The organism is Klebsiella sp. M5al, assembly GCF_002090195.1.
GTDB classification, from domain to species: Bacteria; Pseudomonadota; Gammaproteobacteria; order Enterobacterales; family Enterobacteriaceae; genus Klebsiella; species Klebsiella grimontii.
In genome coordinates this window covers 4,141,844-4,155,350 of record NZ_CP020657.1, presented here as the reverse complement: position 1 = coordinate 4,155,350, position 13,507 = coordinate 4,141,844, and the positions used below count along the sequence as shown (strand labels likewise).

At 55.8% G+C, this 13,507-nt stretch carries 13 protein-coding genes and 1 tRNA gene; 6 read left to right on the top strand and 8 right to left on the bottom strand.

Annotated elements, in window-relative coordinates; translation table 11 throughout:
• Positions 1–52: 52 nt before the first annotated feature.
• Positions 53–1,687 (top strand): malate dehydrogenase (quinone), encoded by a 1,635-nt coding sequence (gene mqo / locus BWI76_RS19870; protein WP_004133890.1) that lies wholly within the window; start codon positions 53–55, stop codon positions 1,685–1,687.
• Positions 1,688–1,729: 42 nt separating this feature from the next.
• Here the strand turns inward: mqo and eco are convergent, their stop codons facing one another.
• A complete protein-coding gene (gene eco, locus BWI76_RS19865; RefSeq protein ID WP_024359224.1) occupies positions 1,730–2,221 on the bottom strand; it encodes a serine protease inhibitor ecotin in 492 nt (163 codons plus the stop codon).
• Between the two features lie 338 nt (positions 2,222–2,559).
• On the opposite strand from eco, the gene BWI76_RS19860 reads away from it, so the two are divergent.
• Positions 2,560–2,982 (top strand): hypothetical protein, encoded by a 423-nt coding sequence (locus BWI76_RS19860; protein ID WP_004133893.1) that lies wholly within the window; start codon positions 2,560–2,562, stop codon positions 2,980–2,982.
• 59 nt (positions 2,983–3,041) lie between these two features.
• Here the strand turns inward: BWI76_RS19860 and BWI76_RS19855 are convergent, their stop codons facing one another.
• From BWI76_RS19855 to BWI76_RS19840, 4 genes are all read right to left on the bottom strand, one after another.
• Positions 3,042–4,148 carry an AI-2E family transporter gene (locus BWI76_RS19855; RefSeq protein WP_004133895.1) on the bottom strand — a complete coding sequence of 369 codons (1,107 nt, stop codon included), beginning with the start codon at positions 4,146–4,148 and terminating at the stop codon, positions 3,042–3,044.
• Between the two features lie 178 nt (positions 4,149–4,326).
• Positions 4,327–4,403, bottom strand: a tRNA-Pro gene (locus tag BWI76_RS19850).
• A 77-nt stretch (positions 4,404–4,480) separates the two neighbouring features.
• Positions 4,481–6,241, bottom strand: a complete 1,761-nt coding sequence (gene yejM, locus BWI76_RS19845; protein ID WP_004133897.1) for an LPS biosynthesis-modulating metalloenzyme YejM — start codon at positions 6,239–6,241, stop codon at positions 4,481–4,483.
• A gap of 19 nt (positions 6,242–6,260) precedes the next feature.
• On the bottom strand, positions 6,261–6,488 hold the full coding sequence (locus BWI76_RS19840) for a YejL family protein (RefSeq protein WP_004133900.1): 228 nt from the start codon (positions 6,486–6,488) through the stop codon (positions 6,261–6,263).
• A gap of 179 nt (positions 6,489–6,667) precedes the next feature.
• On the opposite strand from BWI76_RS19840, the gene yejK reads away from it, so the two are divergent.
• Positions 6,668–7,675 (top strand): nucleoid-associated protein YejK, encoded by a 1,008-nt coding sequence (gene yejK / locus BWI76_RS19835; RefSeq protein ID WP_004122954.1) that lies wholly within the window; start codon positions 6,668–6,670, stop codon positions 7,673–7,675.
• 50 nt (positions 7,676–7,725) lie between these two features.
• On the opposite strand, the gene BWI76_RS19830 is transcribed toward yejK, so the two are convergent.
• A complete protein-coding gene (locus BWI76_RS19830; RefSeq protein WP_004133903.1) occupies positions 7,726–8,484 on the bottom strand; it encodes a DeoR/GlpR family DNA-binding transcription regulator in 759 nt (252 codons plus the stop codon).
• 80 nt (positions 8,485–8,564) lie between these two features.
• Between BWI76_RS19830 and BWI76_RS19825 the strand changes: the two genes are divergently transcribed.
• Positions 8,565–9,158, top strand: a complete 594-nt coding sequence (locus BWI76_RS19825; protein WP_004133905.1) for an NUDIX domain-containing protein — start codon at positions 8,565–8,567, stop codon at positions 9,156–9,158.
• A 61-nt stretch (positions 9,159–9,219) separates the two neighbouring features.
• On the opposite strand, the gene rplY is transcribed toward BWI76_RS19825, so the two are convergent.
• Both rplY and BWI76_RS19815 read right to left on the bottom strand, forming a co-directional pair.
• Positions 9,220–9,504 carry a 50S ribosomal protein L25 gene (rplY, locus tag BWI76_RS19820; RefSeq protein ID WP_004122948.1) on the bottom strand — a complete coding sequence of 95 codons (285 nt, stop codon included), beginning with the start codon at positions 9,502–9,504 and terminating at the stop codon, positions 9,220–9,222.
• Between the two features lie 137 nt (positions 9,505–9,641).
• A complete protein-coding gene (locus BWI76_RS19815) occupies positions 9,642–11,399 on the bottom strand; it encodes a DEAD/DEAH box helicase (protein ID WP_004133912.1) in 1,758 nt (585 codons plus the stop codon).
• Between the two features lie 147 nt (positions 11,400–11,546).
• On the opposite strand from BWI76_RS19815, the gene rsuA reads away from it, so the two are divergent.
• Positions 11,547–12,266: a 16S rRNA pseudouridine(516) synthase RsuA gene (rsuA, locus tag BWI76_RS19810; RefSeq protein ID WP_024359222.1), complete on the top strand. Its 720-nt coding sequence runs from the start codon at positions 11,547–11,549 to the stop codon at positions 12,264–12,266.
• Positions 12,263–13,459: a Bcr/CflA family multidrug efflux MFS transporter gene (locus BWI76_RS19805; protein WP_004122939.1), complete on the top strand. Its 1,197-nt coding sequence runs from the start codon at positions 12,263–12,265 to the stop codon at positions 13,457–13,459. Before rsuA ends, BWI76_RS19805 begins: the two co-directional genes overlap by 4 nt.
• Positions 13,460–13,507: the final 48 nt, after the last annotated feature.

Genomic DNA, 13,507 nt, shown 5'->3' with positions numbered 1-13,507 from the left:
ATCGTTTCACCTGCGCTAAATAAAAAAGCGAGTAAAGTAAGGCTCAAATCCGATGAAGAAAAAGATGGCCGTACCCAGCTCACAGGCGGTTGGTTCCAATAACACTCGGACCAACACCCGCCATGAGCAAGAGACGGATGTATTGTTGATTGGCGGCGGCATCATGAGCGCCACGTTGGGAACCTGGCTGCAGGAACTGGAGCCGGACTGGTCTATTACCATGGTCGAGCAGATGTCCAGCGTCGCGGAAGAGAGCTCGAACGGATGGAACAACGCGGGCACCGGCCACGCGGCGCTGATGGAGCTGAACTATACGCCGCAAACCGCTAACGGTATCAATATCGATAAAGCGGTCGATATCAACGAATCTTTCCAGATTTCTCGTCAATTTTGGGCCCACCAGGTGACCCGGGGCATTCTGAAAAAGCCGAAATCCTTTATTAACAGCGTGCCGCACATGAGCTTCGTGTGGGGCGAAGACAACGTTAACTTCCTGCGCGCCCGCTATGCGGCTTTACAACAAAGCGAGCTGTTCCGCGGTATCCGCTACTCCGAAGATCATCAACAAATTAAAGAGTGGGCTCCGCTGGTGATGGAAGGACGCGATCCGCAGCAGAAGGTGGCCGCAACCCGCTCGGAAGTCGGCACCGACGTAAACTACGGTGAAATCACCCGTCAGCTGATCGCCGGGCTGCAAACCCATGACAATTTCTCGCTTCAGCTGGGTACCGTGGTACGCCGCTTTAAGCGCAATGCCGATAAGAGCTGGAGCGTCACGCTGGCGGATGCGAACAATCGCCACCAGAAACGGGTTATCAAGGCTAAGTTTATCTTTATCGGCGCCGGCGGCGCCGCGCTGACCCTGCTGCAGGAAACCGGTATTCCGCAGGCGAAGGAGTACGCGGGCTTCCCGGTCGGCGGGCAGTTCCTGGTCTGTGAAAACCCGGAAGTGGTTAACCACCATCTGGCTAAAGTCTATGGCCAGGCGGAAGTGGGTGCGCCGCCGATGTCGGTTCCGCACATCGATACCCGTATTATCGATGGCAAACGCGTGGTGCTGTTTGGGCCGTTCGCGACCTTCTCAACCCGCTTCCTGAAAAATGGTTCGCTTTGGGATCTGCTGGCTTCCACCAACACATCAAACATCATGCCGATGCTCAACGTTGGGCTGGATAACTTCGATCTGGTAAAATACCTGATTAGCCAGGTGCTGCAAAAGGACAAAGATCGTCACGCAGCGCTGTGCGAGTACTACCCGGAAGCGCGCAAAGAAGACTGGCGCTTATGGCAGGCCGGCCAGCGCGTGCAGATTATCAAGCGTGATGAGAAGAAGGGCGGCGTTCTGCGTCTGGGTACCGAAGTCGTCAGCGATGATGAAGGTACCGTTGCCGCGCTGCTGGGCGCCTCGCCGGGGGCTTCCACCGCCGCGCCAATCATGCTGCAGCTGATGGAGAAAGTGTTCAAAGAGAAGATCAACTCCGCGGACTGGCAGGCGAAACTGAAAGCGATTATACCGAGCTACGGTACGCGTCTGGATGGCAACGCGGCGGAAATTGAAAGGGCGCTGGCGTGGACCAGCGAAGTGCTGGAACTGCACTATGAGCCGCTTACCGCTGCTGATGATGTGCCGCAGGCGACGCTGAAGCCGCTGCCTGAAGGCAAATCTATCGCGGATATCGCGCTGTAAATGCTTTCCGGCGGCTCAGGCCGCCGGAATCTGTCTTAGCCATTAACGCTCAACGGCAGCGCCGATGGTTTCGTCCGCTCGCCAGATACGATATTTCACGTCGATGTTCGCCGGGGTATAAACCACGATAGGTAACCTGCTGTTGTAACGCAGCATGCCCGCATCGCCCAGGCCAGCCATCACAAACTGCTTCTCTTTTTTACCGTCCGGGCAGGCCATCATGGTTGAGACGGGTGACGTCACTTTATCAAACACGTAGTAGTCGTAGCCCCAGCCTTCCAGGGTTCTGCTTTCCAGCTGGCCGCCAAGGCGGTGGCGATTGCAGTCGACTTCCAGCGTCTGGCCAATTAACAGCTCTACTTTTAATGCGGACTCATCCTGCTGCTGCGGCAGCTGAATCACCTGACGCTTCATCCCTTGTTCCGCCTTAGGATACGGAGCGATTTTTTCCAGCGGCTGCTCAGCTGCAACGGCGCTCGCGGAAACGCAGGCAATGGCCAGCAGGGAGGCGGCAAACGTAGTGATTTTTTTCACGTGAGTAATCCTTTGTTATCAATCATAAACAGCACAATGTTAGCATTAGTTTGCGTTATGAGTAGTGGTGTTTACCAAAGTTTTCATAGTTTCTAGTTATAAGTTCTGCTATTGCGGTAGGAGGCAGTTATTCATCACCTGCGGCAGCCCGCGTTTTTCCGCTGCCGCCTATTATTGAATAGGTGAATTTTTAAAATGATTATGATCAATAAAAGAATTAATTTACATATGAGATTATTTCATTCGTTATATTTATCTTCCGTCATTTAGAATGATTCATAAGGGAAATTAATTGAAAGGGAATTGTTCATTTAAATAATTGATATGAGTGATGGTAGATGAAAGTGAAAAAGGTTTTACTGGTTGCGTCGCTGGCGGTTTCTTCGCTATTGGCAGGTTGTACTTCCGAGTCACAGCGTTTGGCGAACTGCGAGGCCAGAGGGATTTCCCGCGATACCTGCTACTTAGCGGAGCAAAATCGTCAGGCCTCGATGAATGCAGCTTATGAGAAGCAGGCGTTAGAAAACGCCGCCGCTGCCGTTCAGCATAGTCAGAGCGCGAAGGTGAAAACCCGGCACTTTAACGGCATGGAGATTAAAGGCACCAGTACCGGCTTAAGTATTGATGGTAAAGCGGCGGCGGTGATTGAGAAAAATAAAGACGCGACCGTTTACCAGCAGGGGCTTTACAACTTTATCGTTTACGCCAACGGCAAAATAGCCGTCACTCAGGACGGCGTGTTTAAAGGCTACGCCAAATAAAAGCGCCGATCGGGGGGATAGGCTCCCCCTGTATACCTGCGCGGTCCAAAAGGAACGCGTTACTCCTCGTGATTTTTACCCTCTTCTAAGAAATCCTCATCAAGCTCGTCGATATTTCCGGCGTGATCGCGTCCGGACAGCAGGTTCCAGCAGGCGATAAACAGGGCGGCGATCAGCGGGCCGATAACAAAGCCGTTGATGCCGTAGATTTCCATACCGCCGATGGTGGTGATCAGGATCAGGTAGTCCGGCATTTTGGTATCTTTGCCAACCAGTAGAGGGCGAAGAATATTATCGACCAGGCCGACGATGATCACAAAAAAGCCAACGATAAACGCCCCCTGCCATAGCTGACCGGTCGCGAAGAGATAGACTGCCGCAGGAACCCAGATGATCGCCGAGCCCACCGCCGGAATCAGCGACAGAAACGCCATCAGCGCGCCCCACAGGATGCTGCCATCAAGACCCACGATCCAGAACGCCAGTCCGCCAAGCGCGCCCTGCGCGAGGGCGACCGCCACGGTACCTTTGACGGTTGCCCTGGCGACGGCGGCAAATTTGGCGAAAAGATGCTGCTTCACGTGATTCGATAGCGGCAGGGATTCAAGGATCAGCCTGACCAGGTACGGACCATCTTTGAGCAGGAAAAACAGCAGATAAAGCATGATGCCGAAGCTAATGGTAAAACCGAAGGTGCCTTTACCAATCAGGAATGCGCTACCGGCCAGGTACTGGCCTCCTTTAAGCGCAACGTCCGAAAGCTGGCGCTGAATTTGTTCCGCGCTATCAAGGTCATGCTCTGAGAGGAAGCTCCTGGCCCATTCCGGCAGGTGCGCAAACAGGCTGGCTACCACGGTCGGGAACTGGGTATCGTTATGCTGCAGTTTGGTGTAAACCACGTTTAACTCGAAGGCCAGCGACGAGAGAATGATCGCCAGCGGGGTAAACACGATCAGACAGATAATCACTATCGTCAGAAACGCCGCCAGGCCGTTGCGCTCGCCGATCCGATCGCGCAGTTTGTTCTTCACCGGGTGGAAGATGACCGCCAGAATTGCTGCCCATAAAATGGCTGAATAATAGGGGGAGAGAACGTCGAAAAAAGCCAGGGTGACGATCAGCACGATCAGGATGAAAAATCCCTTCGTAAGTCCATTAACTCTCATGTGAATCCTTCAGAAAAATGACGTGTACCATCAAATAATAGAAGCTTTTCCATGATTTACAATCAAAGTGACTGGTTCGTTTTGCTGAGAACAGGGAGGAAATATGACATTAAAAAACCCGCAGTCTCTGTAAGAGTGCGGGTTCTTAAGGGGTTACCGATTTAATCGGTGAATAATTTGGTCGGCACGAGAGGATTTGAACCTCCGACCCCCGACACCCCATGACGGTGCGCTACCAGGCTGCGCTACGTGCCGATTCGTGGGGAACAATATTACCCGTTCCCCAAGCGAATGCAAGCCGGGAAATGCCTGATTGATTTATAAATAATCAATCAGTTAGCGATAAAGCGTTTTTCATCGGTCAGCACCTGCAGCAGCAAGCTGAGCTGCGGTTTTTGATCGTTAATTTTCTCGCCGTCGCTGTTCCATGTTCGGTAAGTGCCGTTGTGATTAAGCACGACGGTGACTTTCGGCGTGGTAATGGCCAGCGTATCGCTATTCGCTGCGGTGACCCAGGCTCGGCGACGGGCGGCGCTAAACAGGTCTTCACCTTGCGAATACTCGTTTGCTGGGGTGGAGACGTGGAGCAAACGCTGCATCAGCGTCGTCATCACGTCTTTGTTATCCGTCAGCGTCGCGATCTCCTGCGCCGGCGTGCCTGGCCAATGGATCACCAGGGGAACCTGCAGCTGCTCGCGCGACCAGCCAAACTGCTCATGCTGCGGGTTTAGCGGCATTCCGCGGCCCGCCGTCACGATCACCACCGTGTTGTCCAGCTTGCCCGCTTCGCGCAGCGCGTTCAGCACACGACCAATTTGCGTATCGACCGCACCGGCAGCGCTGCTGTAGCGACGGACAAAGTTTTGCTGCTGCCCGTCGTCAAGGGTGGTGCCGTTGAGCGAAACCCATGAGAACCAGCGGTTTTCATCCTGGGCGTAGCGGTCCAGCCAGTTAATCCACTGGTTGGCCGTCTGCTCATCGCTTTGCGCTTTCGCGGCTGGTAGTGAAAAATCGGACAGCAGCGCCTGGCGGTAAAGTGGGCTGCTAAAGCCGTCGGACGAGAACAGGCCCAGCTGATAGCCCTGTTGGTTCAGCGAAGTAATCAGCGCCGCGGGAATACGCGCGGAGAGGACGCCGTCCATATAGCTCGGCGAAATACCGTAGAACAGGCCAAACATGCCGCTGTCAGCGGTATTGCCGGAGCTCATATGCTGGGTAAAGTTAACGTTCTCTTTCGCGAACCCGGCCAGCGCCGGCATGTTTTTCTCAAAGCGCGAATAATTGAGATTATCAACGGTAATCAGCAGCACGTTATAGCCGGTACCGAGATCGCGATAACGCAGATCGCTCAGCGGGTATTGCACCGACACGGCTTCCGGCGCGCCTTGCTCCACCAGGCGGCGCTGGTAGTCCTGCGCGTCGAGCAGGCCGTGTTTTTCCAGAAAACGGCGCGCCGTCATCGGATAGGAAAGCGGCAGGTTGGCCCGCTGCATGGTTATCGGGCGATAGAAATTGGCGTCCGCCCAGATATAGACCAGGTGGCTACTGATAAAAGAAATAAAGAAGAACCAGGCAACGGGACGCGCATAGTGGCGGCGACGCGTCAGGCTGCGCAGCTTCTGCCAGCTCCAGGTCGCAAACAGCATCTCCAGCAGAAAAATGATCGGCACGCTGATAAACATCAGCTGCCAGTCGCGCGCCATCTCGTTCTGATCGGGGTTAATCACCAGTTCCCAGACAAAGGGATTAAGGTGCAGGTGGAAACGGGTGAAAACTTCGCTGTCGATCAGCAGCAGCGTCATGCCCACGGTCGCCAGAACCACCGAGATAAAGCGCATTAAGCGCTGGGATATGACGACAAACGTCAGCGGAAAGAGGATCAGCACATAGCTGGTAAAGACCAGAAAGCTGAAGTGACCAACGAGGCTGACGTACGAAAAAAGACGTCCGGCAAGCGTCGTTGGCCAGTCGGCGACAAACAGATAGCGACTGCCGAGCACCATAGCCAACAACATGTTGAAAAGGGCGAACCAGTGTCCCCAGCTGACCATCTGGGAGACTTTTTCTCGGTAGGGCTGACGAAGAGTCACCATATACTGTTGTTCGTTATCCTTAGTGCGCCGGATCGTCGTTGATAGACGACTGCAGCGCCTGGGCAAAAGAACGGGCGATGGCCTGACGCTGCGCCGGCGCGACGCTACTATTGATCAGGTTAGTCACCATATTGCCCAGTACCATCAGTGACAGGTCAACGGGCGCTTTATGTGTTTCCAGAACGCTCGTCAGCTCGCTGAGCAGCTGTTCGACGTGTTCATCGCTATAGCGGGATAATTGCGGCATAAACTCAAAATCTGTTTGTTCGTGAAAGGGCAACATATTACCGTAGCAGCAGCTTTTTTTCCGCATTTTTTTCGCCGCGACGCAAAAGCGCGCGGCTTCGCTCGCAAAGAGTCACGCGGCGGTTGCGTCGTCGCCCCGCCGGTGGTTGAATACCGCCCGGTCTAAAAGGAGAGTTTAACATGAGTCTGGATATCGACCAGATTGCCCTGCATCAGTTAATCAAACGTGATGAACAAAATCTGGAGCTGGTGCTGCGCGAGTCACTGTTGGAGCCGACGGCGACGGTGGTGGAGATGATGGCCGAACTGCATCGTGTCTACAGCGCGAAAAATAAAGCCTACGGCCTGTTTAATGAAGAGAGCGAGCTGGCGCAGGCGCTGCGCGGGCAGCGTAAGGGCGAAGAAGCGTTCCTGCCGTTCAGCCGCGCCGCTACCGGTCGCCTGCGCGACGAACTGGCAAAATATCCCTTTGCTGAAGGCGGAATCGTGCTGTTTTGCCAGTATCGCTATCTGGCGGTGGAATATCTGATGGTGGCGGTGCTGAACAATTTAAGCAGCATGCGCGTCAACGAAGAGCTGGATATCAGCTCCACCCATTATCTGGATATCAATCACGCGGATATCGTCGCCCGTATTGATTTAACCGAATGGGAAACCAACCCGGAGTCAACGCGCTATCTGACCTTCCTGAAAGGCCGGGTAGGGCGCAAGGTGGCGGATTTCTTTATGGATTTCCTCGGCGCCAGCGAAGGGCTGAACGCGAAAGCGCAGAACCGCGGCCTGCTGCAGGCGCTGGATGATTTCGCCGCCGATGCGCAGCTGGATAAATCTGAGCGTCAAAACGTGCGCCAGCAGGTATACAGCTACTGCAATGAACAGCTGCAGGCCGGTGAGGAAATCGAGCTGGAGTCGCTGTCAAAAGAGCTGGCGGGCGTCAGCGAGAAGACGTTTCAGGAATTTACCGCCGAACAGGGCTACGAGCTGGAAGAGAGCTTCCCGGCGGATCGCAGCACTTTGCGTCAGTTAACCAAGTTTGCCGGCAGCGGCGGCGGGTTAACCATTAACTTTGACGCGATGCTGCTGGGCGAGAGGGTATTCTGGGATCCGGCCACGGATACCTTAACCATTAAAGGCACGCCGCCTAACCTGCGCGATCAGCTGCAGCGCCGCACCTCGGGCGGGAATTAAAACGCAAAATCCCGACGCCGGGTCGGGATTTTTTTAGCCTTGGGCCTGAGCTATCCGGCGCAGACGATCTCTACGCCATCGATGGCTAACTGCTGGCGCAGCGTCTCGTCTAACGTCGTATCCACGATCAGCGTACTGACCAGACCCAGCCCGCCGATAGCAAAAGCCGACGCGGAGTTCAGCTTCTCTTGTGACGCCATCACCACCGTTTCGGCAGCCCGCGTCGCCAGCGCGCGCTTGATCCCCGCTTCTTCATAATCGCCGGTGGTGAATCCCGCCCGTGGGTGAACGCCGGTGACGCCCATAAAAAACAGATCGGCATTGATGCGGGAAATACTTTCCAGGGCTGCGGACCCGACGCTGACCACCGAATGTTTAAACAACCGGCCGCCAATCAAAATCACCTCGATCAACGGTTTATCCACCAGCGCGACGGCGATCCCCGGACTGTGGGTGACCACCGTACACGCGAGGGTAGCCGGCAGCAGGCGCACCATCTCTCCGGTGGTGGTGCCGCCGTCGATAATCACCACCTGGCCGGGTTGAATGAGCTCTACCGCGCGCTGGGCAATGGTCTGCTTTGAGGCCATTTGCACGCTCTTTCTTGTTTCAATGGGCGCGATGGCTTCGGAAACCGGCAGCGCGCCGCCGTGGACGCGCTGCAGTTTGCCTTCCGCGGCCAGCTCCCGCAGATCCCGGCGAATGGAGTCTTCTGAGACGCTAAAGCGCTGGCTGAGATCCCCTGACATCACCTGTTTTTCCTCGGCGAGGATCTGCAAAATTTGCTGTTTTCTCTGGCTGGCGAGCATCAAAACACCTTCATGATTGATCTTGTTTGTGCACGATTATGCATGTTATGTTGCTCTCTGTCACCTAAAAGGGGAAAAACATGCACGCTGACGCACCGCGCGTTCGCCATATCCGCGAAACGCTGTTATCGGACAACTGGTATACGCTCAAGAAATATACTTTCGAACTATTGCGCCGGGACGGACGCTGGCAGGAGCAGAGTCGGGAAGCTTACGACCGCGGCAACGGCGCGGTGATTTTACTCTACAACCGCGAAAAGCAAACGGTAGTGCTGGTTCGCCAGTTTCGCTTTCCGGTGTGGATTAACGGTCATGATGGATTTTTGATCGAAGCCGCCGCCGGACTGCTGGATAACGCTTCGCCGGAGGCGCGCATCGTTGCCGAAGCCGAAGAGGAGACCGGTTTTCGCGTCACGCGGATTGAGCCGGTATTCACCGCTTACATGAGCCCCGGTTCGGTGACGGAGAAGCTTTACTTTTTCATCGCCGAATACTCTGCCGACGATCGGCGCGGCGACGGTGGCGGCCTGGCGACGGAAGGGGAAGATATCGAGGTGCTGGAGTGGCCGCTGGAAAAAGCGCTGCGGGCTATTGGCGAAGGGGAAATCGTCGATGCGAAAACGATTATGCTGCTGCAGCATCTGGCGCTGAATGCGGCAACGCTGTTAGCCTGATAAACAAAACGCCCCGAACCTTGCGGAGCGGGGCGTTTGCCATACAACTTTCAGTCGGCGATTAAGCGCGAACGAAGTCGATGTGAGTCAGCTTCGGCTTGAACGGGTGGCGCTGAACAGCCTGAGCTTTAACTTTCTCTTCTTTGCCATCAACAACGAGGGTCAGAACTTCGTTGTAGAACTCAGCGTTGTTCTGCATGTTCCACACTTTGTCGTGATCCAGTTCGATTGCTACTGGCGCAGCTTCGCCGCCATAGATGATGGCCGGGAATTTGTTAGCTGCACGCAGGCGGCGGCTCGCACCCTTACCCTGCTCTTTACGTAATTCTGCATTGATAGTAAACATTGATGTCTCTCTATATATAAATCCTGCTACAGGCGACCCAGCAGCAGGCAGATTATCTGCTTTGCGAATGCAAAAGCGGGCGGCATTATAGCTGCCATACGTTTTTGCGGCAACCAAAACCTCAGGCGCGCGGAGGATTAGCGCAATTCATTGGCCCGGCGAAATCGGCCCTGATAATCAAATACTTTCTCCCGCACCTGCCAGTATTGCCCCTTCATGCGCGCCACGACAAAGTCCGGATGGCGCAGCAGCGCCTGCTGGGCGATGATATCGGCGGGCGTTATCCAGCGCAGCGGCACGCCCGGCGTTCGGGTGTGCGGGCGGATAAAGAGCTGCTCAAAGGCGGTGCGCTGGGCGGGGGTATGCAGGCGGAAGCGCTCGCTGACGTCCGCGCCATCTTCATCGTAATAGGTGATTTTCAGCCAGCTGCCTTTATCATCCGCGCCGTGCTGCAGATCCATTCCGCTACAGCGCAGCACCAGCGCGTCTTTTAGCTTCAGCGCGGCTTTCAGCATGTCATCGGGGTCGACCAGAATGGTATCGCACTCGCGGCAGCGGCGGGCGGCGATATCGTTTTCCGCGTTGCACTGCGGGCAGTTTTTGAAGCGAAAGCGAAAATCACACTGCTCGCGATGGCCTTCGTCATCTTCAAACCAGCCCTGGCAGCGGCGGCCAAAGTGTTCAATCAGCGTGCCGTCGGCGGTGGTTTTCCCCCAGAACGTATTGGCGAAACCGCATGCCGGGCAAAACACCTGGACCGGCACGTTGTCGCTTTTTCCTTTCGGCGTCCCCACTTCCGGAGCATAGAGATCGTGCGGATTCCCGGCGTAATCAAGGATCAGGCAGTCGGTTTTACCCGGCGCCAGGCGCAGGCCGCGGCCGACGATCTGTTGGTAAAGACTCACCGACTCGGTCGGGCGCAGGATGGCGATCAGATCGACATGCGGCGCATCAAATCCGGTGGTCAGTACCGCGACGTTGACCAGATAGCGATACTGCTGGGCTTTAAACGCTTCAATGATGCGATCGCGCTCCGGCCCCGGCGTTTCACCGGTAATTAAAGCCGCTTCGCCCTGCGGAAGTAACCCGGTCACTTCACGGGCATGTTCAACGGTGGCGGCGAAAATCATCACCCCTTTACGCGTTTGAGCGAACTCGACGATTTGGCTAACGATATGCGGCGTGACGCGCTGCTGTTTTTTCAGCTCATGGTTCAGGTCGGCCTCGCTGAACAGGCCATTGCTTTGCGCCTGGAGACGGCTGAAGTCATACTGAACCACCGGCATATCCAGCCGCTCCGGCGGCGTCAGGTAGCCGTTCTTAATCATATAGCGCAGCGGCAGCTCGTAGATGCAGTCGCGAAACAGCGCGTTTTCATCGCCGCGCACCATACCGTGGTAGTGGAACTGGTAAATCCATCCCTTACCGAGGCGAAAAGGCGTGGCGGTCAGCCCCAGCAGGCGCAGATGCGGATTGACCTGCTGAAGGTGGCTGATGATCTGCTGGTACTGGCTGTCATCATCGTCGCTGATGCGGTGGCACTCGTCGACAATCAGCAGCGAAAACTCCCCCTGAAACTGGTCAAGGTTGCGGGCGACCGACTGCACGCTGCCAAAGACCACTTTACCGTGGCTCTCTTTGCGCTTAAGGCCCGCGGCGAAAATATCCGCCTCCAGGCCGAGCGCGCAATACTTGGCGTGGTTCTGCGCCACCAGCTCTTTAACGTGCGCCAGCACCAGTACCCGACCGCGCGCCAGGCGCGCCAGTTCGGCGATGACCAGGCTTTTACCTGCGCCGGTCGGCAGGACAATCGCAGCGGGTTCATGGTGGCGGCGAAACCAGGCGAGCGTGGCGTCGACCGCTTCTTTTTGGTAGGGACGTAGTGTAAAGGTCATGAATTTATAGCGGTTAATTAACTCGCGAATAGTATGCCACGAATCTTTTCCCTTGAGTGGTGTTAATAGCTCGTTATACTACCTATGAAATTCTTCTTTTTCGGGCGCGTTGCCCGCTCCAGCACTCTTACAGGCTAAAAAAATCTCATGCGACTTGATAAGTTTATCGCTCAGCAACTTGGCGTTAGCCGGGCTATTGCCGGGCGTGAAATCCGCGGCAGCCGCGTTACCGTGGACGGCGACATTGTAAAAGACACTTCCTTCAAGCTTCTGCCGGAGCACGACGTCGAGTACGACGGCAATACGCTGGTTCAGCAGAACGGCCCGCGCTACTTTATGCTTAACAAGCCGCAGGGTTACGTGTGTTCCACCGACGATCCGGATCATCCGACGGTGCTTTATTTCCTCGACGTGCCGGTGGCGCACAAGCTGCATGCCGCGGGTCGCCTGGATATCGACACGACCGGGCTGGTGCTGATGACCGACGACGGTCAGTGGTCTCACCGCATTACTTCTCCTCGCCATCATTGTGAAAAAACCTATCTGGTGACGCTGGAAAACCCGGTTGACGAGACGACCGCCGAGCAGTTTGCCAAAGGCGTTCAGCTGCATAATGAGAAAGAGCTGACCAAACCGGCGGTGCTGGAAGTCGTGACCCCGACCGAGGTCCGCCTGACCATTAGCGAAGGGCGCTATCATCAGGTTAAGCGAATGTTTGCCGCGGTGGGTAACCATGTAGTGGGCCTGCATCGCGAACGTATTGGCGACATTGCGCTTGATGCGGCGCTGGCGCCCGGTGAGTATCGTCCGCTGACGGAAGCTGAAATTGCCAGCGTCGGCGGCCAACATGCGCGGAGTAAAACGTGACGGCAAAGCAGAATTCTTCATTAGGGATTGTGTTTATTCTTGGCCTGCTGGCGATGTTAATGCCGCTGTCGATTGATATGTATCTTCCGGCGCTGCCGGTGATCGCGGCGCAGTTTAACGTGCCGGACGGCAGCGCGCAGATGACGCTGAGCACCTATATTCTGGGCTTTGCCCTCGGCCAGCTGTTGTATGGCCCGATGGCGGACAGCTTAGGGCGTAAGCCAGTTATTCTTGGCGGTACGCTGGTTTTTGCCGCGGCGGCGGTGGCCTGCGCGCTGTCGCAGACTATCGATATGCTGATTACCATGCGCTTTTTCCACGGTCTGGCGGCCGCGGCGGCGAGCGTGGTGATTAACGCCCTGATGCGCGATATCTATCCCAAAGAAGAGTTCTCGCGGATGATGTCGTTCGTCATGCTGGTGACGACCGTCGCGCCGCTGGTGGCGCCGATGGTCGGCGGCGCTGTACTGGTGTGGTTTAGCTGGCATGCGATCTTCTGGATCCTCGCGCTGGCTGCTCTTTTAGCCTCGGCGATGATCGCGTTCTTTATTAGCGAGACCCTGCCGCCGGAACGCCGGCAGAAGTTTCACATTCGTACTACGCTAGGCAACTTCGCGACCCTGTTTCGCCATAAGCGGGTGCTCAGCTATATGCTGGCAAGCGGCTTTAGCTTCGCCGGGATGTTCTCGTTTCTGAGCGCCGGCCCGTTTGTGTATATCAATATTAACCACGTTTCGCCGCAGCACTTTGGCTACTATTTTGCGCTGAACGTCGTCTTCCTGTTTGTCATGACCATGATCAACAGCCGGTTTGTGCGGCGGGTTGGGGCGCTGAATATGTTCCGCGCCGGGCTGTGGATCCAGTTTGCCATGGCGGTATGGATGGTGGTGTGCGCGCTGTTTGACGTGGGTTTTTGGGCGCTGGTGTTTGGCGTAGCGGCGTTCATCGGCTGCGTTTCGATGGTCTCTTCCAACGCGATGGCGGTGATTCTTGATGAGTTTCCGCATATGGCGGGGACCGCGTCCTCGCTGGCAGGCACTTTCCGTTTCGGCATTGGCGCCATTGTCGGCGCGCTGCTATCGATGGCAACGTTTACCACCGCCTGGCCAATGCTGATTTCCATCGCCTTCTGCGCCAGCAGCTCCATCCTCTTTTATCTCTACGCCAGCCGACGGCGCAAAGCCGCGCGCTAAGCGACTTTCAGGGGGCGATATCGCCCCTTTTTTTGATGCATATCAACC

Coding starts and splice junctions, on each gene's coding strand:
- BWI76_RS19855 (WP_004133895.1), bottom strand. CDS start 4,148: ATGAGAGTTAATGGACTTACGAAGGGATTTTTCATCCTGATCGTGCTG.
- BWI76_RS19840 (WP_004133900.1), bottom strand. CDS start 6,488: ATGCCGCAATTATCCCGCTATAGCGATGAACACGTCGAACAGCTGCTC.
- yejK (WP_004122954.1), top strand. CDS start 6,668: ATGAGTCTGGATATCGACCAGATTGCCCTGCATCAGTTAATCAAACGT.
- mqo (WP_004133890.1), top strand. CDS start 53: ATGAAGAAAAAGATGGCCGTACCCAGCTCACAGGCGGTTGGTTCCAAT.
- rsuA (WP_024359222.1), top strand. CDS start 11,547: ATGCGACTTGATAAGTTTATCGCTCAGCAACTTGGCGTTAGCCGGGCT.
- rplY (WP_004122948.1), bottom strand. CDS start 9,504: ATGTTTACTATCAATGCAGAATTACGTAAAGAGCAGGGTAAGGGTGCG.
- BWI76_RS19860 (WP_004133893.1), top strand. CDS start 2,560: ATGAAAGTGAAAAAGGTTTTACTGGTTGCGTCGCTGGCGGTTTCTTCG.
- BWI76_RS19830 (WP_004133903.1), bottom strand. CDS start 8,484: ATGCTCGCCAGCCAGAGAAAACAGCAAATTTTGCAGATCCTCGCCGAG.
- BWI76_RS19815 (WP_004133912.1), bottom strand. CDS start 11,399: ATGACCTTTACACTACGTCCCTACCAAAAAGAAGCGGTCGACGCCACG.
- BWI76_RS19825 (WP_004133905.1), top strand. CDS start 8,565: ATGCACGCTGACGCACCGCGCGTTCGCCATATCCGCGAAACGCTGTTA.
- yejM (WP_004133897.1), bottom strand. CDS start 6,241: ATGGTGACTCTTCGTCAGCCCTACCGAGAAAAAGTCTCCCAGATGGTC.